Below are 21,671 nucleotides of genomic sequence, written 5' to 3'. Positions count from 1 at the left end.
TAGTCACAAAGAAATATATGAATAAAAAAATGCCAGAAAGTTTTTGAGTTTTCATAAAAAGCACTACCTTTGCATCCGCAAATAAGGCTGGTTCCGTAGCTCAGCTGGATAGAGCAACGCCCTTCTAAGGCGTGGGTCAAGCGTTCGAATCGCTTCGGAATCACTATTAACATCCGGTAACAGTTAAATGTTATCGGATTTTTCTTTTAAATAGCTGATATTAAACGTTTTACTTTCGCCCCGTTTAACTTTTAATAACCTGCCTGTGTAGGCATATTTGTAGGCATATCCCCTCTACAGGCATAAAATAGGCATATAAAAATGACGGCAATAAGAGTTGTAAGACAAGGCAAAAAAGGCAAAACCGACCGGCTCCCCCTGTATGTGGAATTTTATATCAACCGCGAGAAAATAAGGATCGCGGTAAGGTTAAGTGTCACCTCTAAAGAATGGGATGAGCAAAACGAAGTGATAAAAGGCCGGGACAAAGAAAGTAAGGATAAAAATTTAATCATCTCCAATATCCGTTCACGAGTAAGCGATATATTTGTCCGTGCCCGTCTTAAAAATGAGACGCTGACAAAAGAAAGTTTCTTCCGCCAGTATAACAATCCCTCCGATTTTGGTACCTTCTTTGATTTTGCACGGGTTTACCTCAAACAAATTAGCAAAACTATTTCTTTCGGTACCTGGAAACATCACGTTTCTATCATCAAGAAACTGGAAACATTCGCACCCGGCCTTGTATTTTCAGAGATTACCCACGAATTTCTCCTGTCTTTCTTTGCATATCTTCGCAAAATAGGTAACATGGATTCTACGGCATGGCGTAACATGGCTACTATCAAAATATATGTAGGTGCCGCCATACGCGGCGGTTATATGGACCAGGACCCGTTCGCGGCCATAAAGATACGTCGCCCCAAAAGTGAAGTTATATACCTGACGGAAGAAGAACTCCTCCGTCTGACCGCCTTGTACCGGTCCGGCCGCCTGGAAGAATGTACCCAGAACGTACTCCGTTTTTTTCTGTTTCTTTGTTTTACTTCTTTGCATATAGGCGATGCAAAAGCATTGCAGATAAACCAGTTCATAGGGAATGAACTACACTACACACGAGGTAAGACAAAAATACCGGTAACTGTACCCTTATCGGACCCGGCACGTTATATCTATGAATATTACCGGGCCGGACGTACAAAAGGTAACTTGTTTATGAACCTTCCCACGGATCAGGATATAAACCGGGTATTGAAAACAATAGCCGGTAAAGTAGGAATAACAAAGGATATCAGTTCAAAGACCGGGCGGCATACATTCGCTACCTTGTATTATAAGAAAACACATGATATCGTAACGCTATCCCACCTTTTGGGACATAGTTCTATAACTATGACAATGGTTTACGCACATGCTCTGGAAGATGAACGCGAAGCGGGAATACACGCCTTTGATGATATGTTATAACTAAAAGAGTGAAGGGGAAACGTGTTTCCCGCTTCCCCCTTCACTTTTTCTACTCCAACGTATAAACGCTCCAGTCTATCGCCTTTTTAAGTTCCCAGCCTTCCTTTTGTGTCTCCTGTATATGTTTCACGGCACCGGTGTAAAACTCTTGTAGTTGCTGCATACTTGCAAACTCGTAAAACGTCGGGTTGTCTTCTTCCCCGAGCTTGAAAGTAACAGGAAGGTTTTCCCCGCCTGTCTGCAAGGCAAGATCGTACGCCGTCTTATAATTCATCTGGTTCTCCATGGAAAGCCAGACTTTCAGGCCGTTCCATACGTACCCGCTTTCGATCGTGTCGGTTATCTTCCGGTTATACCATTCATTAATAACCGCCTTGATTTCTGCCAGTGCGGGTAGATGATCGAACGTCTCTTCCATGTAACTACGCTGCACTCCTTCTGCTGTCTCTGTTTCCTGGTAATCCCACGTAATACGCCAGATTCCCCGGCGGCGGTTGGTACATCTTACCGGTTCCGCCTTGCTGTCTGCATAAATTCGTATCATTTCAAGTAAAATGTATAATTATCAATCCTTTTTCACTTACTTCACCTTCGCAATGTGCTTCAAAAGGCAGTTCTCCGTCTCTTGCCGCTGATTCACAAATGAAAAGTGTTTCCTCCAGGCTGGTAAAATACTTTCTCTCCTTGCCGTCGAGTTCCAGCTTTATAACAGTCCGGTTTCCGTTTTTCGTCGGAACATCCTTTTCATAATCAAGTACGATCACATCCTTGTTCATCAGTTCGGGCGACTTGATCCTTGCCCCGGTAAATCGTTTCCGTCCGTCTTTAGGCTTGTACTTGTAGCCCAGATCTTTTAATTTTTTCATTTTCTTTCCTGTTAGTTTATAAAATAAGTTCTTGCAATCGGCATGTTTTGTAAGCCCGTAAAATGAGGCGGTCAGCTCCTGCCTGCGTTTCTTGCTTTTAACCTTGTGCATCTTGCGGGCGAACTTTTGTTTGTTACGCTTCCTTAACCGTACATGATCCGGGCGGGTTACATATCCCAGGAAGTCGATACCTTCGGTGATCGGGAAAACGGTATCATTGCTTTTAATCTCCAGGCGGGCTTTACGGGCCTGTTCATGAATGATATCCCTAACCTTCCAAAGGTATTTCTTACTACCGGAAAGCACCAGACCGTCGTCACAATACCGGTAATAGTGTGCTACTGCCTCCTGATCCTTTAACCGGTGATCCAGGTAAATGGATAGAAGCAAATTACAAAGCCCCTGTGATGATCTTAGCCCGATACTTACGCCTTTAGGCATCATGCGGATGCACTCTTCCAGGATTCCGATTAATATTTTATCCTTGAACATCTTTTTCACTGCATCCAGCAAAATGTCCTGGTCTACGCTTTCATAGAATTTCGTTATATCGAACTGGTACCCGAACAGGGTTCCTTCGGGATCATCCTTTATATCTTTAACGATATACTGTAAAAGGTCATGCGTTCCCCTGTTTTTAATGGATGCGGAAGTAGTCCGGATAAAACGTACTTTCAAATGCCGGTCCACCACATTCATAACAGCGTTAAGAACGATCCTGTCCTCCAGGGAAACCGATTGTACGGTCCTTACCTTCGGCCCGTCGTCTACGGTCATTTCCCGATATCCTCCGAGCTTGAACCGCCCACTCCTGATCCGCTGCCTGATCCTCTCTACTGCCTTCGGGACATCCGCCAGTATTCTACGCCCGGCAAAGCTGCGCTTTCGTCTTCTTTTGCGCAATACCGTTTTTATGGCGTCCTCTATATTGGAGTCCTCGACAATCTCTTCTATAATATTATCTTCTCTCCACATGATAATTAAATTAGCCTTCAATTCCCCGGGCCGGGCTTCTTCGAAAAAAATTCCTACCAAACCCCATTGCCCTGCGCTTTATTTTTCCCCTTTCCAGCCGTAAACGGCTGCTGTTGGCGAGGCTCATTCCTCTTGGCTCCACGCCGGGGACACGTCCCCACTGTTGTACGCCAATCTTTAAGGCTTATGCGCTTTTTCTTTATCCTAATTGTTTGCAAGCCGAACGCCGATGTTCGCATTCGTGTTCGATGAATCGTTATTCGCGTTCGCATACGAAACACCGCCTAACGCGTTCGCGTTGTTGTTCGACCGATACACCACACGAGTGTATATGAGGAAATCCGCCTTTGTACTTTCAGGAAGCACCGGCACCCGTCTTACTTCCGGACGCCTGCGCTACCCGCACAACGTTTTACGTTGCTATTTTTTATCTTAATCTGCCTGATTTATGGCTTTAAAGGCCGCGACGCTACCCGCCCAGCGTATGATGCCCCTGAAGGCAAGCCGAACGCCGATGCTCGCATACGTGTACGATGAATCGTTATTCGCGTTCGCATACGAAACACCGCCCAACCCGAACGCGTAGCTGTACGACCGATACACCACACGAGAAAGCCCGGTACCCACATAGAACCTGTCGAACCAATGAGAGGAAGTGGAACCGCCTTCCTTGGCCGCAATCAAATCCATATACCGGCCCCAAACCATGTGGGTAGGATAAATATCCGCATTATAAACAGTAATTCCCTGTACAACGCGTTCCGTTCCGTCCGGCATGGTAATAAACCACCTTCCGTCCGCCGCCGTCTTGTTTACTGTGACATACTGCAACCATTCCGCCTTGTTTCCCTGGAAATTCTCATATCCCAGCACATTGACGGACTGATAATTTACACCGTCCCGGTAAGCACCTTCCGCCTGTGGATTGGAACCGCCCTTTTCCTTATAATAAGAAACCGTATCACGCATCCCCAGCGCATTTGTAAGGCCTGTCACTTTCTGGTAATTGTTTGTTCCATATCCGCAAACTCCCTGCGAATCGGTATTACCGTATTTAAAGAAATGCAGATTACCCACATCCTTGTGCATCTCCCAGTCGAACAGCTGGAAACCTTTGCCCCTGTTCTGGGCGTATTTGACTGCCTGGCTCTGTGAAATAGTTCCTACACTTGAAACACCACTGACAGAACGCAGCACATCATCAATCAGATAGGCTTCATAAACACCGCCCAGGCATTCCGTATGCTCTACCCAGTCCGGCTCGATCGCTTCCACACTTTCCGATGTTGTGAGTAAAACGAAATCGAAGGCCGCCGAATTAAGGAAAGTAAAGGCCAGTTTCGTAGCCCCTACAGGAACGGCACAAAACAGATACATACCATTGATAAAACCGTTCGCATTTGAAACGCTGATCCGACTTACTATTTTCCCGGCATCATCTATAAATACAGCACCGTAAAGAGTAGAAGCAAAACCGGGAAAACGAACCTGCTTGTAATCCCGGACGTCCACCAGGGCGAACGATCCGGATTCGTATTCATTCTTCGCCTCTTCAATGGTTGTGTAATCCGTATTCTTACGAATCCCGATCCCTTCCGTCACATCCAGTTCCTCGCGGGTAAATCTTATACTGGTGTACCCTGCTGCTGCCGGCGCATCCTCATTACTTGAAATAAAACCGTAAAGGCACTGATTCAGCACGTCCGTTACTCCCTTGTACCAGTAATGAGGCTCATATATGTAAACTTCACCTTCCGATCCGGTTAATACTGCATCCGTGGCGTTCTCCACGCTGTCACTATCCGCGTATTTATTTCGGTTCTCATCATGAAGCGGGTAACAGGTCATTTCACCCTCCGCCGTCTTTTTAGCCAGAATACAACGTCTTTTCGACAACACTTCCAATATATGGGAAGACGGGGTAAATTCAGTATTATAGTCATATCCGGTAGAGTTATCCAGATTCGTAATCTTTTCCCCGTCTCCTACCGTCTGATCTATTTTTATACCGACAAACTGCGGCTGAATGATATTCAGTTCCGGGAAATGTGCACAGGTGGCGGCGTACTCTTCATCCGACATGGACTGGGTGAGCCGGTACGTACCTACCAGGCGGCACGTCTGCACGTTTCCCCCGTCTTCATCAACGCCGCCCATTGTCATAAGCCTGCGAAGCAAATTACCGTTCCCGTCCATATCTATACCGGTAATTCGTAGATAGCTGGTCGCACTGCATTGCTGTAATAACGTGTTCCAGTCGATCAGGCTACAGTTATCAATCACAAGGCGCGTGATATTTGCCGTACCTTCCAGCTGCAGCCCTGCATTGGTTAGTTTGTTCAGGTACCGGAGTTCGAGCGTCTGCAAAGTTCCGGGAAGGACGCAAACGGCCAGAGGCGCACCGCCGGCAAATGTCACACCGGTAAGGGATGTATCACCGGCCAGGAAGGTTTCAAGTTTGGTATTACTTGAAAGGTCCATACCGGTAAAGGAAGAAGATTTAAGTCCGGATATGTCGAGTTTTCGAAGATTACGGCAATTACCCACCAGAAGGGCGTTAAATGTCGTCTGTCCGGCCTCACAACTAACATTCAGTTCACGCAAGGCCGTGCAGTTGTTCAGGTTCAACGTGCCGACAATGGCGTGGGCTACATCCGTCAGATCAAGCCCGCGAATACGGCTTGCACCGTAGAAATATTGCGGATCGTTTACAATTAAATCCGTGTCCATTGTCAGTTCCACCACAGCCCCGGCCGTTTCTGCAAGTACCGCGCTTTGGTGCGGTGTTCCGGACGTGTACCCGTACCCGTAATAATACCGTTCGGAGGCCGTAATCCGAATTTTCCGGTTATCGCTGCCGAACTTGTATCCGAAATAAGCCGCGAAGCTGTCACGACGGTAAGTACCGGCCACATACTGACTATCCAAAAGGGCGAAACGGTTCTGAATGGTATAAGTACGGTGCGCATAACGGCTTCCCTGCAAGGCATACAGATAATTATAATAACTGGTTCCGCTGCCGGTTGTCACCCCTTCGGTAAGCGGAAGGATATATTTATATTCCGAATCCTTGTTATAAATCCGCTCGCACCAGTTGCCCATTTGTTCCTCGTTAAATACTTGCAGGACATATTCAAGGCTCATATTGCTACGCAAGGTTTCCGCCACTTCACGCAATTTGTCCGGACAAGACCGTACCAGTTCCCATAAAACGGAATCATGGCCGGCAAAAGCATAACTACCGATACTATCGTCAAAACTTTCGTGGGTAATGGTATATTCGTATTTCAGTACCGAATCATTACGCACACCGAACAGCGTGTCCATATCGTAAGGAAGGAAATACCAGATCAGAGAGTCCCAAGTCGCCAGCATCATGTTTTTTGCCCGGTTATCCACAGCCATAAAGTAATCGGTAATCAGATACCATGCAAACGGGCTGTCATTACCGAAATACTGGTTATATTCCGCCAGGAACTTGGCGGGATCATCCTTACATGAATCGATCCAGTTCCAAAGCCTTGTAACTGCCGCCTTGTCGTCCTCGTGTGCATCCGCCCAGGTAGTGTCCGCCTTGAAACGAAATTCCAGCGCATCATCAAAAGAAGACATGTCGGTAGTCCCGAACAGACAAAGGGCCTCGGAGTTGTTCAGGAACTCCAGACAGATACATTTGTTACGCTGCCCGTTCAGGGCCGCTTCGTCGTTGAATCCTTCAATTCCTTCAAAACCGTAAATGATCGCACTTTCCGACTTCTCATTATTGAAATTGTATTTTCCCAGATAAGTATTCGCACCGGTGCCGTCGTTGTCATAAAACAGGTCCATAGGGAAACCGTCCACGCCTATACGTACGTCATATTCCCCCTTATATGCAGCCTGCGGCGGTGTCAGCCACCCGCACCTCTTCCAAACGTCGTTCACAATACGCACCGCACCGGTATTATGTGTACCGGAAGAATCGGAAAAGTCCGCTTTCAAACAGAATATACTGATCGGCCGTGCTCCCGGTTTGAAACTGTATTCAAGGGACGGCACATCCACGCCGTTAACTTCCAGCGTGGTACCGTATTTTTCCAGGCGCAAGAAATAAAGACGGTAATTCTTACGCGGATAAGTGGTGGATGATGTACCCTGTATTCTTAGACCGACATTCCTTGCTACAAAATCGTACTCCTTACCCTGCGGGCTATAAAAATAGATATCGACCGGTACCTCGAATTTCTTGTTATTGGTGGCGTTGACAAGGTTCACATCGCCGACAATTCGCATAACCGCCTTTCCCTGGGCGCGTAACTTGTCTATGTCGATATCCGTACCGTTGTCCCCCGTAACATCATTCTTTTCAAATAACAGGACCATTTCGTCCGACGTAGTCCGGTCTACCATGTAATTGTTCAATTCTTCATCATCCGTAAGCGCACGGTTATAAATACGGAAATTCCTGATCTCCACATCCGCCGTATCACTGAACAAACGGATGTTCACCGGTTCCGCCTGCAGTAATCCTTCGGTAGCCCCATACTGCACCGCTCCGCAACGGATTCCGTTTACATAAAGTTCCAGCAACCGCTTACCGGCCTTGGCCCCGACAATAAAGGCCATTTTCAGGTTCATATCACTTGCAAACTTCGTACTTACTTCCGTACCGCCGGAAACACGCATAAGGGCCTGCTCCGTTGTCATCTGGAAACCGATATCGCCGGCCATACAGTCCAGTATCACCCCCTGCCGGTCCGTTACCGACGAACAAAGAATTTCCATTTCATAGGTAGCCCCGGTAGTGGTTGCATCCGTGGAGAACGGCCGGTACCCGATTTCAATCTTCGCGCCTCCCGTAAGTTTCAGGGCGTCACCCGTCCAGCCGTTGCTGCTCCAGTCGAAACCAGAAAATGTCGTATGTATGTCGCCATAATCCCAGGCTCCCGGATCGGATTCGCTGTTGCTCCGCCCGGCTGCCGAAAGTTTCAGTACAAGCCCGGCGGTAGTTTCCTGCAAGTCGATCCCGCTTTCCGTTACGTCGATATAAAACGGGTATTCCGTGGCCCCCGTCTTAAATTTCATAGTGATCTCGCCCTGCTCCGTAAAACGGTTGGTATATGTCTGCGTAGTACGGGCCACACTGACAGACTGCGTTTTCACCCCGCCCCGGTAAACGTCCATTTGAGCCGGCGTTGCGTCAGGATCATAAGCCACAAAGTCAAATTTTACCTGTTCGTACTGCCCCGCTTCCAAGCGCGGAACAAGATGGTCCTCCGTAAAAATACGGCCGTCCGGAAAACTCATCATCGTGCCGATGAACGGTGCCGATCCTCCGGATTTCAGAATATCAATATAGATACTTTCAGACTTTAACACGAGATCGGCGGAAGCCTCCATTTCGGCAACCATTTGAACGGTATTCCGGCCGGTCACAAGCGAAGAGGGGGACAAACTGAAACTGCCGTTTGTCGTTCCCGATCTTGTAATGGTGTGCGCGTTCTGTTGCCGGCCGTTCAGATAAAGCGTGACGACCTTTGTTCCGGAACCGCTCACGGCATAAGGGATATTAATCGTGTCGGCCAGGGTATAACCGCCTGCGGCTATGGCCCCGGCCAGATTGTAAGAGCTGGTAAGGGAAAGGCTGACAACCTTCACGGATGTAAACGCCTGTCGGGTCTGTTTCTTGCCGGTAGTCGGATCGGTTGTGGTTGCCACTACGTAAATATCGGTATTCCCAACAAGCAAGTAACTTGAAAGGTCCAGTTCGTAACTGCCTTTGGAAACATCGCTGACCGTCTGGGAATACATGGTAGTTGTTCCACGCCTGATCGTAACGGTGATATCCGCCTTTTGCCCGGTAGATTCCCCCTTTTCATCCCCCGTGGTGTATTGGTGATCGTATGTATAAGTAAGACGGGCGTTTCCGCCTTCCTTGATTATGGCGTTATCTACAGCCGCATTCAAGACAATTTTAGTAGCCACCGTTTCGCCGGAACCTCCACCGGAACCGGCCGGGATATCCACGGCGGTAATTTCCGCGCCGCTTTTGTTCTGGAAAGACAGACGGACGGATGTTTCATCCTCGCTTACCTCCGCATTTACGTTAAACAGCGTGGAAGCGTCCACCTCGTTAAAACGGGCGGTTACTACCTTGTTTTCTACCGGATTGGTGGAATCGGCGGACAAAGTCTCGTCCACTTCCAGGATATCCACGTTTACATTCACATTACCGGCCGCGTCCGGCGTCTGCTTCTCGCCGTTTACCGTTACGCTCTTTACCGTTCCTTTGCCGCCGAACTCTTCCCAGCTCGCCTCCTGGTCCCAGGCATCCAGGGCGGTTCCGGTAAACTGGTACGTCTCCCATTTGCCGAGCGATGTTTCAAAGGTGATGACACGCCCCCGGCCGCGCCACTTCTCCGGTACCGCGGCAATGGCGGAAGCCAGGGTATAGAAACCTTCCGTAAGCGGCACACTGCCGGTTACATTATAGGTATTCCCGCCGCCTGAACCGCCGCTGCCGAAATCCTCCCACTTTTCGACATTCTCAAAATCCGTGTCCGGATTGCCTTTAAATTGTTTCGTCACCCAGCCGTCGGCAGTGAGGAAAGAAAGGATCACGCCGTTTTTCCGGACATCGTCAATCTTCCCCGCCGTTTTCAATGCTGCAAACACCCCCGACAGATCACTATAAACGCTGCCGGCGTTCAAGAGGTTGTTTACATTGGTAAAGGTGGAAGACAGACGCCCGGCAGTTTCCTGCAACTCCTGTTTCATTTCGTCACGGTCTGCCTGCAACGTGCTTATGTCCTCGGAACAACTGCTAATATCCTGGGACAGACTTTTCAGCTTTCCCCAAAGGGAACCGTCTTCACTCTGTGAACCGTCTTCGCTGCCGATACGGGCGTTGATATCGGCCAGCAATGCGGCCAGCGAATCACTGTCTTTAAGCCCGTCCAGAAAAGCAAGAATTTCGTTAAAGTTGTCGATTGCCTGCGAAGCGTTGTTGCCGACAAGCCGGTCGATACGTAGAGAAACGGCGTCGATAGCCTTCTGCAAGGCTGCATCGGCGGCAATGCGGGCGGCTTCCTCCGCCTCGATTTCCTTACCCTGGGAAACCAGTTTCAGGTGTTCGTTCAAGAAGCCAAGAACCGCCGCCACCATTTGGTTGGTAACGCTTTCCGCGTCCTCCGCGGTTTCAATGACTATAATAAGATCATCGATATACTCCTGTGTTGCCATATAGATACATTAATTAAATTGTTTACTGAACTCTTTGGAATGAACCCGCGGTTTCCGGTAGCCGCTTTCCGTGATTTCTCCCGTCCAGTTGGACTCCTTCTCGGCAAACGTGAGCTTTAACGTCACGTTCTGCGGCGCGTCCGGACGGACACGGTAAGAAAACTCTTCCGCCGAAGGAATTACCTTGATCTCTTCCCGGCCGTAACCTGCCAGGTAGACATCATCGGAGGAAAGCAGGTCAAGAAGAAAGCGTATTTCCTGCGGGCGTTTGAATCCCGTCTTAACCGTTACGGCTTCCTGTATCTCCGTACGTATGCGATCCGAATAATAATCATCGGTAATTTCATCGTAACGCCGGAAAACAGCGTCTTCGTCTTCATCCATGCCGGGAGTTACGCTCGCCTCGCCTTCCAGGGAAAACACCTCGTAAACCCCGTAACTGTTCAGGAACCGGAGCCGGTAACGCTCGCGGACCGTCGGGCTTTGCTCGATCCCGATCCGGAGAGCGAACGTTTCACCGCTATACACGTCAAAAAGGTTGGCCAGTACCCCGTAATCGGTAAAGAATTTAAGTCTTACGGCCTCCAGGTTCAAGGCGTAGAAATTCCCTGCCGTGCCTGGTACTGCAAGGCTTTGTCCGGTAAGAAGTTCCGTTATTTTCAGCTCGTGCTCCGGATAGATGAAACAGAGCGGGTAAAGTTCCGTCTCGCGCATCGTTATACGCCAGTCATTGCTCCGGGTGGTAAAGAAGAAATTGCAGGATTCATTCAAGAACTTCAAAGAAAAGATGTTATTACCTTCTTCATGCAATTTCTTAAAAGCCCGTTTGGATATACCGCCACGCCAGGCAGTAACAACCAAAGTGGCCGTTTCTTCCTCCTCATTTTGAAGGGTGATCGTGACGACCGCCTTGTTATACCGTTTATCGGAAAGGCTTATCAACATCTCGGAACTGTCCGTTAACGGGGGAATATCAACAAAAAGCGTTTCCAGGACCTCCGCGATATTCACCTTGAAACTTCCATTACCGTTACCGGTAAATATGGAACGCATAAATTCAAAGTTCACGAAATACATTATATTGTAAGTCGCCATAGAAGTAGTTTCTACCGAAAGATAAACAGGGTTTCCGGTAAAGGCGTTTTCCGTCGGATCAATGTTTGCTGTCAAACTCATAATTCAAAGGTGTTAACGATGAATATTCCGTTAAACTCACTCTTATTTTCAAGTCCGGAAAGGAAACGATCACGCTGATCCGTGGGAGACGTCAGGAACTTGTAAAAGTCCGAGAGCCGCCCCGCATGGTTTTCCCTCCAAAGCTTATAAAGCTCCGTCACCTGTGAAGATGACGGGGCAAGGATGATATTATTCTGCTTTTCCATGCTGCAAAAGTTGGGTTTATCAAAGGAAGAATAAAGGACGGGATCAGCTAAGCACCCTCGATGCGACAAACCTTACCTGGTATTCGACTTCTTCCGTTTCGTAACAAAAATAGTTGGCCGCGCCGGAACGCTCGTTTACCTCGATTTCAACCTCTATCTTACATTTGTAAGTTTTTTCTATGATGTTATCCTGTGCGGTGGGCGGATTTTTTAATATATCCTCATCCGTTGACGGCGTAACATACCCGTCATATATCGTATTCGATACACGGCAACCGTACACAGCATACATCCAGTGATAACGGTAATAATCTTCCCAATATTCCACCCTTCCGGCCTGTACACTCTGCAAATTGGAAGAATATACGACCCACACGTAGGAAGCACCGCCCCACACGGGAATGCCCTGTTCATTATCCAGATTATAGGGACCGATCAGACGCAGGGAACGCAACGTAATGTTTACCGGTACCAGTTTACCCGCAGGAAGCGAATAGGAAAGGCCGTCCAGAAGCATGTACTGCCCCCGCAGGGCTACCGGGGTCAAGACATCCATTTTCATAAGCTGGTGAACCGGTAAAAGGGTGTTTGTGTCCACCTGGTTAAAAGAGTGCCTTAATACGGCGTCATACTTCTGCCAGAACTTGGCAAACAGACCGTCTTCAAACTGGAATAAAAGCGATATCGTATGTTTGCTGCCGTCTTTTAACGTAATTTCTCCGCCGTCCGGAGCGTATGGTAAAATAGAACCGAAGGAATAATCCGTACTTTCCGTAACGGCCTTTGTAAAAGCGAAAGCGAAGGAAAGCGGCGTCTCCTCCTTTTCCGAATCCTCTTCATCATCGGAAGAGGTTTTCAGGTAGGTATAACGGTGCACATACCCGGCCAGGTAATACGGGGAAAGAAGGCCGTTCGGGGCAAAATCCATAAACACGCATTCATCATCGCTCGCCAGCTCCTCGTCCTCTACGTTTTCCGTCTTCCGGTCCCAGTTAAAGAAACTGGATGATGATAACGTATGCTTCTTGTTGCCCGAATCCCATTTGTACCAGTTGCCGGTGGTCTTCTCGTAGTTCAGCCACACGGAGGCCTGGGAAGGATCGAAACGGCTTACACGGATAACCATTTTTTCGTTCCCCTTGATATAGTCCTCGTACCGTTCCACCGAAGGCGCGGCACCGGTAAAAGACGTTTTGGCCGATAACTTTATCTGACGGGCCGTTTCATAATTGATAAGGGGTTCCGCCGTCAGATTCCGGGACAGATCAACGGCAGGTTCATCTTCCATTATATCCCGGATCAGTCTTAAAGTGGCCGTTTTCGTATCGGAAGAGACATTATAAACCAGTCCGAAACGTACATACAGCGCGTTTAAAAAGTCCTCAATCGTACAATCCGGCATTAAATCGGCATAATTGAGGATACCCGTCACGCAACAGTCGGCGGCATTGTTCAGGATTACCAGGCTGGAAAGTTCCTTGTCCGTCTTAAAAGGATTTTCGGTTATAGTATAACCAAATTCTGAAAATATAAAGTCCAGGACACGGTGCACGTATAAGAAGGGGGCCACGCCGTACCCTTCCGGTAAACTCGTTTCGGTCGGGGTATCATTTATCAGTAGTGTTTCCGTCCTTGCCTGATAGCATAAGGCATATTCACCGTTTGAATCCAAAGTGATACGGTTTATGTATTGCGGGTAATACGTGCCGTCCTTGGAATCATTTTTGACTACTATTTGAAATATGGCAAAATCTTCATGGGAATCCGTGAAGAACCAGTTTATAGAGGACATAAGACCGCTAACGGTACCGCCGCTTATGCTGGGTAATGTGATCGAGTTCAGTTTCTTTGCTTTCCAGGCGCTGTAGGCTTCCGAATTGTCAAAACCGATATTTAAAGTAATTCCTTCCGTCCTGCCGGCGGAAACGATATTTATCTTTCCGGTACGTTTATACACCCCGTCCAATACCGTACATGTCTGATCTTCATTCATCGGTTTTACACCCATGTCGAGCCGGTGGGCAAAACCGGTTATCCCTGCATTGTTGGCAGTGACGGGAACCGTGACCGGTACGGTTTGTGATCCCCGGTCGTTCATGACGGGGGATTTCTCGTCGATCTGTACGGTAAAGTCACCCCCTAAGTCCAGATAACCTTTGTTCGTCTTAATCTTTAGCATAATGATTACTTATTTTCCGCGTGTAAAGGTGTCGCGGGCGTTATCTATAGTTTCTTTGGCCTTCTCCAAATCCTGGTAAACGATATAGGCCTTTATCAATTTGATAGCCTCACAGGAGGCGCGAAGCTCCTTTGCCGCTTCCAGGAACTCCCGGTAGGAAGAATCACCTGCAGGGGAAGTCACGTAACCGCCTTCATAATATTCACCCGGATTCTGTGGTAACGGGTTGGCACTGGTACGCTGCCGCCTGATCGCTTCGATAGTGCTAACGGCGTCGATCACTTTAGGATTATTCATTTCCGGCTGTGGTACCACATATTCCCCCTTATGAACCACGCCGGCCACTTCATAACGTCCGCCGGGACCGGTGTAACCACCTTCATAATACCCACCACCGGAAGAACCGGAAACAACACGTTCAGCCGTGGCGGTCTTGCTGCCGGTGGTGTTTTTCAAGGACATGTTTTTAATCCTGTCCCGTTCTGCCTTGGCCGATGCAAGCTGGGCCACACCGGTAGCCGCAAGCATTACTGCAGCAACGGTTCCGGCAATCGGCCCGAGGTCCGCGTACGCCTTCATAATCGAAACGGCCGTATCTGCTATGATCTGGGAACACTTGATAGCAAAGTTTACATCCGCGTACTTCTTTTGAATCTCCAGTTTCTTATTTTCCTTCTCTTCTTCCAGGGCGGCAGTATCTTCACCGTTGTTCTCGGCTTCCTGTATGAGAACATCGTATTTTGCTTCCACCTGGTCGATTTCGGCTTGTTGAATGGCTTCCACCATGGAAGAGGAAAGACCGGAATAGTAGTCAAAGTATTTTTTAGCGTTATTCATCTGCATTTGCAGCTTTTTACGCTGGTATGTCTTTTCATCTATTAATTCCTGATCGTGCAGATTCTTTAACAGGGCCAGTTCATTCTGGTATTCCTGTGCCCATGATACGCCGATCTGGGATTGAATCTGGTATAAACTATTCTGGTACTCAAATTCAAGCTGGCTAATTTCCTGCTGTTTCTGTTTCTCCAAACCAACGGTAGAAATTCCCGCCTGCCTCGCTATCTCAATTATGGCATTATAAGTCGTTTCTACATCCTGAACCTGTTTCCGGTGTGCTTCCTGCATACCGGTTATTCCTACCGGAACGGAAGTTATTTCACGTACTTTTTGAGCAATGGCCGCCCGATCACGCAATAACTTCATTTCAGACTCACGCACGGCGTCGGCCGCTTCCGTCGCTGTTTCTATACGTTTCTGTTTACCGGTAATTTCCAAAGCGGCAATATCATTCTGGTAAGTACGGTTTATCTCCAGAAGTTCTGCGGCGTGCTCCGCTTCAACTTCCAGCATATAGGCGTCGGCGGCTTCCTGCGTGATACTTTGGTTTAATACCGCTTTTTCCATGGTGTCCTTCTGGACATTGTAATAGGCGGTTTCAATCTTTAACCGTTCGTCCCGTTTCTCCTGTACCAGTTTTATACGGGCGTCCTCCTGCTTGCCGGTTTCCGTAAAAATGGCCGTCTGTGCTTCTGTTTCGAGCTTGTGGATTTCATCGAGTAATTTCTTTTTATTAGCCGGCGTTTTTGCTTCCAGCTTCTGGAGTGCGTCGATACGTTCCCGGTAATAGCGAAGGTTTTCCGCCGTCCCTTCGAGAATATACTGGGCTTCCGTCTTATTTTCCTTCTCCCGGTTCTGTTTGATTAGAAGCATACGTTTTTCGTGCTCGATCTCCAGAGGTTTTAACGTGGCGTCCGTTTCCGTATTTTTATACTCCCCGGCTTCCGCCTTCTTTTTGACCTTCCCCAGTTCGTTTAAACGTTTTATTTCGGTGTCGATACGTTCTATTTCCTTGTTTTTCTTGGCGATATTCGCTTCGCTGTCTTCCGCCCACTGTTCCTGAACCTTTTTCTTTTCGGCCTCCAGTTTCTTTATGAGGGATGTTTCAGTATTTATATTTTCTTTATTGGTTCCGGTTAATGAAGTGGCCGTCGCCTCTGTTTTTAAGATATCATTATTGATCTGGGCGATTGCTGATTCTATACCGGCCAAATCCTTCTGTGTTGTCTGTAGGGCTTTCAACTGGTTAGCCTCTTTTTCCGTACCAAATAAACGGCTTATTTTAGCGGTAAGACTGTTCCGGTTATATCCTGACAATGTATTTTGCTGGCGGGTGTCCCAGTAAGCGTCGCTTTGCTCTGATTCCTGGCTTTCAAGATTCCTTTTTTTCTTGTACAATTCTTCCAGTTCCTCCTGGTAAGCTTTCAACTTGATTTGTTTTTCCAAGGAAACTAAATATTGATCTATAGCCTCCTTGTTGTTGTTTATGAGCCTGCCTTCTTCATTCAATTCCGCATTATAATCCGGTATCAGTTCTTTTAATTCAGCGAGCCTTTGTTTACGGGTGTAGTTGGAAAGGTTCTCGTCATTAATAGCAGCTACAAGAGTTTTTATTTTTGCTTCCTGGCTGGCATATTCTTCATTCACTTTCTTTACGACTTCCTGGTGGGCCTTCATCGCCGCCGAAGCCTGTTCCGTCTTCTTTGCAAGCTGGTAGATAGCAACACCGGCTGCCACGAGTAACGCGAGCAGGGCCGTATATGGATTCTTCAAAAGTTCGATCCTCATTAACCGAAGGGCGGCGGTACATCTTTTAATATTCAGGTGCAGCAATGCCTGGGCCGCCGCATAAGCCAGAGTAGCCGCCCGGCTGATATAAAGCTGTACGGCGTGCGCTTTCTCTGCAACGACCGAAGCAAGGGTCGCCGTTTTAAAACGGGCGTGCCACATGGTAGCGATTTTCAGTCCTCCATAGTAAGAAACCAAATAAGCGGTAACGGTATAAGTGACAACACCCCATTTATTAAACATGTCGATCATACCGCCCACACCTTCCACCATAAGCGTAACAAGGTCTATTAAATCCCGAAGAATACCCTTTGATTCATAGAAACGTAAAACTACCCCTTCGATAGTTGAACTTAATGTATTGAGGGAACCTTGTACATTATCACCCATTTCTTCCGCCATGGCATTAAATCCCTCTTCGGCTCCTGTTACTGCATCACGGAGATTTAAAACGGTATCAGTACCATTTAAAAAGGTATTAAATGCGGCAACCGAACGTTTATCCGTTAAATCCAGTGCCTTATTAAGGTCTATTCCTTCACTGTTCAGCTTTTTCAGCCCCTTTACAAGGTCTTCTAAGTTATCTACAGGACCACCAAGGGCAAGTGCAAGTTTACCGCTACCGTCAGCCAAGTTAAGCAAAATATTACGTGTTGCCGTCGCTGCCGATGAAGCGTCGAAACCGCTGTTTGCCAAAGCCCCCAAAAGGGCGGTCGTTTCCTCGATCGTGAATCCGAAAGAATTAGCAACCGGCCCAACAATAGACATTGCCGTATTTAAGTACTCGAAGCTTAAAGCGGATGCGTTACATCCCATAGTCATAGTAGAAACAGCCCGTTCCGTATCTTCCGCATCAAGGTTGAAAATACGCAATGTTGCACCGGCAAGCGTAGCAGCCGAGGCAAGATCAGTGTCCACAGCCTTAGCGAATTTCAGCACGGAAGGCGTCATCGCTTTAATATCCTCTTTAAAAAATCCCAGCTTGGCAAGCTCTATCTGAAGTTCCGTTACCTGTGCGGCCGTATAAGAAGTAGTAGCACCCAGCCGGCGCGCTTCATCTGTTAAATCCTTGATACTCTTTTTCGTGGTTCCCAGAATAGCGGCCAAAGTACTGTTTTTCTTCTCGAACTCTATAATAGTACTGATCGCATCCCTTAGCCCGCCGACAATCTGTCCGGTTATCATTGCGCCGATAGTGACAAACACACCGGCCAGAACCGTTTTTATCTTATTCAGGGAAAGAAGGGAACCGCCGAAACCTTCCGCCTTTTTCGTGGCCTGCCCGTATGCTTTCTCAACTTCTTTCAGTTCCTTCTCCAGGGCGGCATATTTTTCCGGCTGCAAGGATTTCACCGTATCGCGAAGCTCTTTCCGCAAGGCGTTTGCCTTCCTTGCCAGCTGGTTGGCACTCATGGTGGTTTTATCCAGCCGTTTCTCACATTCGGCAATCTTCTTGTTATTCTCGCCGATCGTCTTATTATTTTCTTTCAGTTGCTCATCAAGCCTTTTCCATTGTTTACCGCCAGCTTTCCCGGTGGCGATTAAATCGGTCATAGCCTTTTTTATCTCCTTATTGCTATCCCGGAGCTCCTTGTTCTTTTCTGAAAGATTATGTATTTCCTTCTGCGCATCGGAGGCGTTCAGGGTTAACACCCATTCGATATAGTCAGGTTTTAATTTTGCCATAAGAGTAAATTTTATAAGGCAAAATTATCCTGGTGTAAAGTGGCGGAAAAGGACACAAAAAAAGCCCGTAGAACCATTCTACAGGCTTATTATACTAAGAAGAAAGTATTTTATCTCTTAAAGGTAAAATCCGAAGGATCAAAACATTCTTTATCCTTAATTGTTGCCCGATCTATCATCCAGCAAATGTACCAGGTTAGAGGAACCGATATAAGAGGCGTCACGATAAAGGAAAGAAAGGCAAAAGCAAGCCACCCGGATAAAGTAGCCGGTTTATGCTTACATCCTACGAAAAAAAATATTACCAGGAAAAAGCCGATCAAAAATAAAATATCTTCGTATGTCATACAATCATCGTTAGTTCTTTACCGATATCTTTAATAGTATTTACTATTAGGGCCTCCCGTTCTTGTGAGGGCTTTTTTATTCCACTTATATATTGAGACATAAGGCTTTGACTTATTCCCATACGTCGAGCCACCGCAGAAGCATTTAGTTCCGGGTGAGAAATAAAAATCCGATATAAGAAAGTTTCTTCCTTCTTATCTTGAATAGCTAAACAATCATTCATAGGGTCTAAAAATATGCAGCTATACCAATTTCATATAAAAACTCCGGTGCAAGGTCGGCACCATTGGCCCATTCAATAGTAGCACGGGTTAAACCATATTGAACAAATTTTTCCTTATCCAATAACTCCCCGAAAACCTCACCTGTAAGATAAGGTTCCAAATTTACGATCTTTTTACTCCCGTCGCTGAAAGTAACAAGAAGCTCGTAATTCCTAATATAATCCACATCTATAACCCGTAACATAAGCGTTTATTTTAATGGTTCAATTTTATCTATTTTTTCCCCTTTTTGGGCCTTTTCCCAAAGAGAAAGTATTTCTGCCTCGTGCAAGTTAATCCACTCATTTACTTTTGCAATAACTTTAGCTGGAGCCTGACCGTCTACAATCCGATCCAATACGCTAATAGAACATTCATAATCACCATAAGTAAAATGAATATGTGGCGGATTATGATCTTTCCAATAGAGGAATATAATAATACCGAAGAATCTACAAATTTCAGGCATAAACTTTGTTTTATTGGTTACTGAAACAAAGATAGGTAATAAAATCATTACCTACAAATATTTAGGTATTAATTTTATTACCTATTTTAGCGAACTGGCAAACATTTCTTTTATCCTTTCCCTTACATAATCCTGATATTCATATTTAATCTTCCCGAGTGTGTCATGATATAGAATCCCGTATATCTGCCGGTTATAAATCTGGTAATTACCGTGTTTCTTCATATCCAGGAAGCGGGTATATAATGGAAGGTTAGAATGTGCGATTACTCCTTCGCCGTCCGGAATGACCGAATAATTCGGGTTCTGTAGTGCGGCCATTAATGCACCGGATCGCCCTTGTATGATCTCCCCGGTTCCCTGTACTTTCCTACGCTCACGGCCTTTCTGGTAAATCCGTTTGGTAGCGATATCCAGTTGGGCTTGAAATATGTCCTGTATTCCACGCCCGATCCGGTCGGTAAAAAAATCCGTTTTAAAATTCTCGGCCATTCAGTTAGAATCTTGTTTTAAATGAGAAAGCCAGGCTCCACCCTGCAAACGTCCGGTAAAAGCCGGATTCCGGAAGAGTGGAAAGGCTGGTTAAATCCAGTTCCTTAGTGACAGGGCAACCGGTGGCAGAATCTTCTATCAGCATTTGTTTGATACGCTCCATAACCGGCTGCACCTCTTCGATAGTCTCATAAGCCCCTTTACGTTGGGGATCGTACTTGCTCATAAGGAAAATAACGCATAAATTATTTTCCCTCACATTGTCAGCCGAAAGGCTGGCACCCGTTCCCGACGGAATCAGAATAAAGAGCACCGGACATTCTTCTTTTGATAGCCCCTGTATCGTCTTACTCATTTCCTCGTCAATGGTAACGGGTAGCACCTTCTTTATTTCAGGAATACGTTTTTGTACGCCTTCCCAGTATTCACGGTAAACCTTTATATCTATCATATCGTCAATCCCTGATAACGTTTCGCCTCCCATTCACGGCGGGTAACAAGCCCCGGAAGAATCTTACCGCCCCCGTATATCCACTTTTTAAACTCTGCCGGTATGGATGGCTCATACGCATCCGCTCTGATCTTCTTATAAAGCGTTGATTTCTTGAATTTTCCGATACCTACATTAAAGCAAAAGCTTACTACCGCGTCAAACTGGTACTGTCCCAAATGAAGGGGAAGCGCGTTTACCTGGTTTTCTACCGCCCTGATATCCGATTCAAAGAAAGCGTCGGCCCGGGCCTCGGTGATAACATCTCCCGGTTTTACGCCGGTTGTGTGACCGTAACCGATCGTACATACTCCCGCGGCACATACATACGCTTTCAGGCGTAGCCCCTCAAATTGCTTAATCTTGTTTTTTGTTCCTGTTGTTGTTCTCATTTCTTGTTACGTTTTTGGTGTAAATACTCAAACTTACATTTATACAGATAAAGTAATACATCCCAAAAGGGTGTATCGTCCACCTCCTTCTTATTACCGAACACGCCGGAAGCCGCCACTTCAAAGACTATTCCGGTCCAGCCGGTTTTATCGTCCGCCTTCCGGTCCTCGGATGCCAACTTCTGAAATAATATCCGAAAGTCAATATCTTCACCACCAATATAAACCGGTCCGGAAAGAACCATTTCCCAAACAGCGGAAAAGAAGTTTACCGCATGAATGGCAAGCAAGGAAGGAACGGCCGGCATCTTCTCCGGGTCCTTGTACCGGTAAAGCTTTAATGTGATATCCTGGAAGATTTCATTTATAGCCGGTTCGTCTTTTTCTGTCGCCGCCTGCTTGCTTTGCTGCAACAAATCCAGGCAATCACAAAAGTTACCGAAAGTAAGACCGTTCAGCATGTCACCGACACCATGCCAGCTCCCAAAATCCTGCATCAGGTTACGCCCGGTTTTCAGAATGGGCGTAACGATCCGCTCGCCCTCCTTACCGGTCGTATAAGAGAAAAAGCCGTCCAGCTTTTCCAGTTGGCCGTCCAGCTCCCGGATGATCTCACGCCGGTACATGGTGTAATCCGCTTTCATGCCCAGAAGGAAAGAAAGCCATTTTACGCGGAACTGTCCGGGGCTGATCGTACCGCGGTTCATCAGTACCGACAATATAAGAAACTGCCGGTACTGCTCACTGCTGACTTCATCCAGGCATGAAGGAACCTCCGCCGTCTTACTATTATATGTAAACTTCTCCATGTCCGGA

Annotated in this window: 15 protein-coding genes and 1 tRNA gene; 2 read left to right on the top strand and 14 right to left on the bottom strand. The window is 47.0% G+C overall.

Annotation, left to right across the window (positions count from 1 at the left end; all coding sequences use genetic code 11):
• Positions 1-89 precede the first annotated feature (89 nt).
• Together KQP79_RS20070 and KQP79_RS20065 are read left to right on the top strand one after the other, a co-directional pair.
• Positions 90-163 (top strand) — tRNA-Arg (locus KQP79_RS20070).
• 158 nt (positions 164-321) lie between these two features.
• Positions 322-1,467, top strand: coding sequence for a site-specific integrase (locus tag KQP79_RS20065; RefSeq protein WP_004303351.1), 1,146 nt, complete (start codon positions 322-324; stop codon positions 1,465-1,467).
• 49 nt (positions 1,468-1,516) lie between these two features.
• Here KQP79_RS20065 and KQP79_RS20060 read toward each other — a convergent pair whose 3' ends face one another.
• The 14 genes from KQP79_RS20060 to KQP79_RS19995 form a co-directional block, all read right to left on the bottom strand.
• A complete protein-coding gene (locus KQP79_RS20060; RefSeq protein ID WP_004325876.1) occupies positions 1,517-2,011 on the bottom strand; it encodes a hypothetical protein in 495 nt (164 codons plus the stop codon).
• A 1-nt stretch (position 2,012) separates the two neighbouring features.
• The gene (locus tag KQP79_RS20055) at positions 2,013-3,308 is read right to left on the bottom strand and encodes a reverse transcriptase domain-containing protein (protein ID WP_004325875.1); all 1,296 of its coding nucleotides are present in this window, start codon (positions 3,306-3,308) and stop codon (positions 2,013-2,015) included.
• 432 nt (positions 3,309-3,740) lie between these two features.
• Positions 3,741-10,529, bottom strand: coding sequence for a CotH kinase family protein (locus KQP79_RS20050; protein WP_264386555.1), 6,789 nt, complete (start codon positions 10,527-10,529; stop codon positions 3,741-3,743).
• Between the two features lie 9 nt (positions 10,530-10,538).
• On the bottom strand, positions 10,539-11,705 hold the full coding sequence (locus KQP79_RS20045) for a hypothetical protein (RefSeq protein ID WP_004318207.1): 1,167 nt from the start codon (positions 11,703-11,705) through the stop codon (positions 10,539-10,541).
• On the bottom strand, positions 11,702-11,911 hold the full coding sequence (locus tag KQP79_RS20040) for a hypothetical protein (RefSeq protein ID WP_004318206.1): 210 nt from the start codon (positions 11,909-11,911) through the stop codon (positions 11,702-11,704). The genes KQP79_RS20045 and KQP79_RS20040 overlap by 4 nt, the downstream gene beginning before the upstream one ends.
• Before the next feature lie 43 nt (positions 11,912-11,954).
• Positions 11,955-14,090, bottom strand: a complete 2,136-nt coding sequence (locus tag KQP79_RS20035) for a hypothetical protein (protein ID WP_004318205.1) — start codon at positions 14,088-14,090, stop codon at positions 11,955-11,957.
• 9 nt (positions 14,091-14,099) lie between these two features.
• A complete protein-coding gene (locus tag KQP79_RS20030) occupies positions 14,100-18,401 on the bottom strand; it encodes a phage tail tape measure protein (RefSeq protein ID WP_005681019.1) in 4,302 nt (1,433 codons plus the stop codon).
• A gap of 343 nt (positions 18,402-18,744) precedes the next feature.
• Positions 18,745-18,972, bottom strand: coding sequence for a helix-turn-helix domain-containing protein (locus tag KQP79_RS20025; RefSeq protein ID WP_004303369.1), 228 nt, complete (start codon positions 18,970-18,972; stop codon positions 18,745-18,747).
• 5 nt (positions 18,973-18,977) lie between these two features.
• On the bottom strand, positions 18,978-19,217 hold the full coding sequence (locus KQP79_RS20020; RefSeq protein ID WP_004318202.1) for a DUF2442 domain-containing protein: 240 nt from the start codon (positions 19,215-19,217) through the stop codon (positions 18,978-18,980).
• Positions 19,218-19,223: 6 nt separating this feature from the next.
• The gene (locus KQP79_RS20015) at positions 19,224-19,529 is read right to left on the bottom strand and encodes a DUF4160 domain-containing protein (protein ID WP_004303371.1); all 306 of its coding nucleotides are present in this window, start codon (positions 19,527-19,529) and stop codon (positions 19,224-19,226) included.
• Positions 19,530-19,562: 33 nt separating this feature from the next.
• Positions 19,563-19,973, bottom strand: a complete 411-nt coding sequence (locus tag KQP79_RS20010; RefSeq protein WP_004325872.1) for a hypothetical protein — start codon at positions 19,971-19,973, stop codon at positions 19,563-19,565.
• Positions 19,974-19,977: 4 nt separating this feature from the next.
• Positions 19,978-20,424 carry a hypothetical protein gene (locus tag KQP79_RS20005; protein WP_004318197.1) on the bottom strand — a complete coding sequence of 149 codons (447 nt, stop codon included), beginning with the start codon at positions 20,422-20,424 and terminating at the stop codon, positions 19,978-19,980.
• Positions 20,421-20,855 (bottom strand): lysozyme, encoded by a 435-nt coding sequence (locus KQP79_RS20000; protein ID WP_004325871.1) that lies wholly within the window; start codon positions 20,853-20,855, stop codon positions 20,421-20,423. Before KQP79_RS20000 ends, KQP79_RS20005 begins: the two co-directional genes overlap by 4 nt.
• Positions 20,852-21,664 (bottom strand): hypothetical protein, encoded by an 813-nt coding sequence (locus KQP79_RS19995; RefSeq protein ID WP_004325870.1) that lies wholly within the window; start codon positions 21,662-21,664, stop codon positions 20,852-20,854. Before KQP79_RS19995 ends, KQP79_RS20000 begins: the two co-directional genes overlap by 4 nt.
• Positions 21,665-21,671: the final 7 nt, after the last annotated feature.

The organism is Bacteroides sp. DH3716P (assembly GCF_025914115.1).
Taxonomy (GTDB): domain Bacteria; phylum Bacteroidota; class Bacteroidia; order Bacteroidales; family Bacteroidaceae; genus Bacteroides; species Bacteroides ovatus.
This window is presented reverse-complemented; position numbering and strand designations above follow the sequence as displayed.

What these genes read in the sequence shown, in the direction of transcription:
- KQP79_RS20045 (WP_004318207.1), bottom strand. Translation starts at nt 11,705, where the DNA reads ATGAGTTTGACAGCAAACATTGATCCGACGGAAAACGCCTTTACCGGA.
- KQP79_RS20010 (WP_004325872.1), bottom strand. Translation starts at nt 19,973, where the DNA reads ATGGCCGAGAATTTTAAAACGGATTTTTTTACCGACCGGATCGGGCGT.
- KQP79_RS20050 (WP_264386555.1), bottom strand. Translation starts at nt 10,529, where the DNA reads ATGGCAACACAGGAGTATATCGATGATCTTATTATAGTCATTGAAACC.
- KQP79_RS20005 (WP_004318197.1), bottom strand. Translation starts at nt 20,424, where the DNA reads ATGATAGATATAAAGGTTTACCGTGAATACTGGGAAGGCGTACAAAAA.
- KQP79_RS20000 (WP_004325871.1), bottom strand. Translation starts at nt 20,855, where the DNA reads ATGAGAACAACAACAGGAACAAAAAACAAGATTAAGCAATTTGAGGGG.
- KQP79_RS19995 (WP_004325870.1), bottom strand. Translation starts at nt 21,664, where the DNA reads ATGGAGAAGTTTACATATAATAGTAAGACGGCGGAGGTTCCTTCATGC.
- KQP79_RS20025 (WP_004303369.1), bottom strand. Translation starts at nt 18,972, where the DNA reads ATGAATGATTGTTTAGCTATTCAAGATAAGAAGGAAGAAACTTTCTTA.
- KQP79_RS20030 (WP_005681019.1), bottom strand. Translation starts at nt 18,401, where the DNA reads ATGGCAAAATTAAAACCTGACTATATCGAATGGGTGTTAACCCTGAAC.
- KQP79_RS20015 (WP_004303371.1), bottom strand. Translation starts at nt 19,529, where the DNA reads ATGATTTTATTACCTATCTTTGTTTCAGTAACCAATAAAACAAAGTTT.
- KQP79_RS20040 (WP_004318206.1), bottom strand. Translation starts at nt 11,911, where the DNA reads ATGGAAAAGCAGAATAATATCATCCTTGCCCCGTCATCTTCACAGGTG.
- KQP79_RS20020 (WP_004318202.1), bottom strand. Translation starts at nt 19,217, where the DNA reads ATGTTACGGGTTATAGATGTGGATTATATTAGGAATTACGAGCTTCTT.
- KQP79_RS20035 (WP_004318205.1), bottom strand. Translation starts at nt 14,090, where the DNA reads ATGCTAAAGATTAAGACGAACAAAGGTTATCTGGACTTAGGGGGTGAC.
- KQP79_RS20065 (WP_004303351.1), top strand. Translation starts at nt 322, where the DNA reads ATGACGGCAATAAGAGTTGTAAGACAAGGCAAAAAAGGCAAAACCGAC.
- KQP79_RS20055 (WP_004325875.1), bottom strand. Translation starts at nt 3,308, where the DNA reads ATGTGGAGAGAAGATAATATTATAGAAGAGATTGTCGAGGACTCCAAT.
- KQP79_RS20060 (WP_004325876.1), bottom strand. Translation starts at nt 2,011, where the DNA reads ATGATACGAATTTATGCAGACAGCAAGGCGGAACCGGTAAGATGTACC.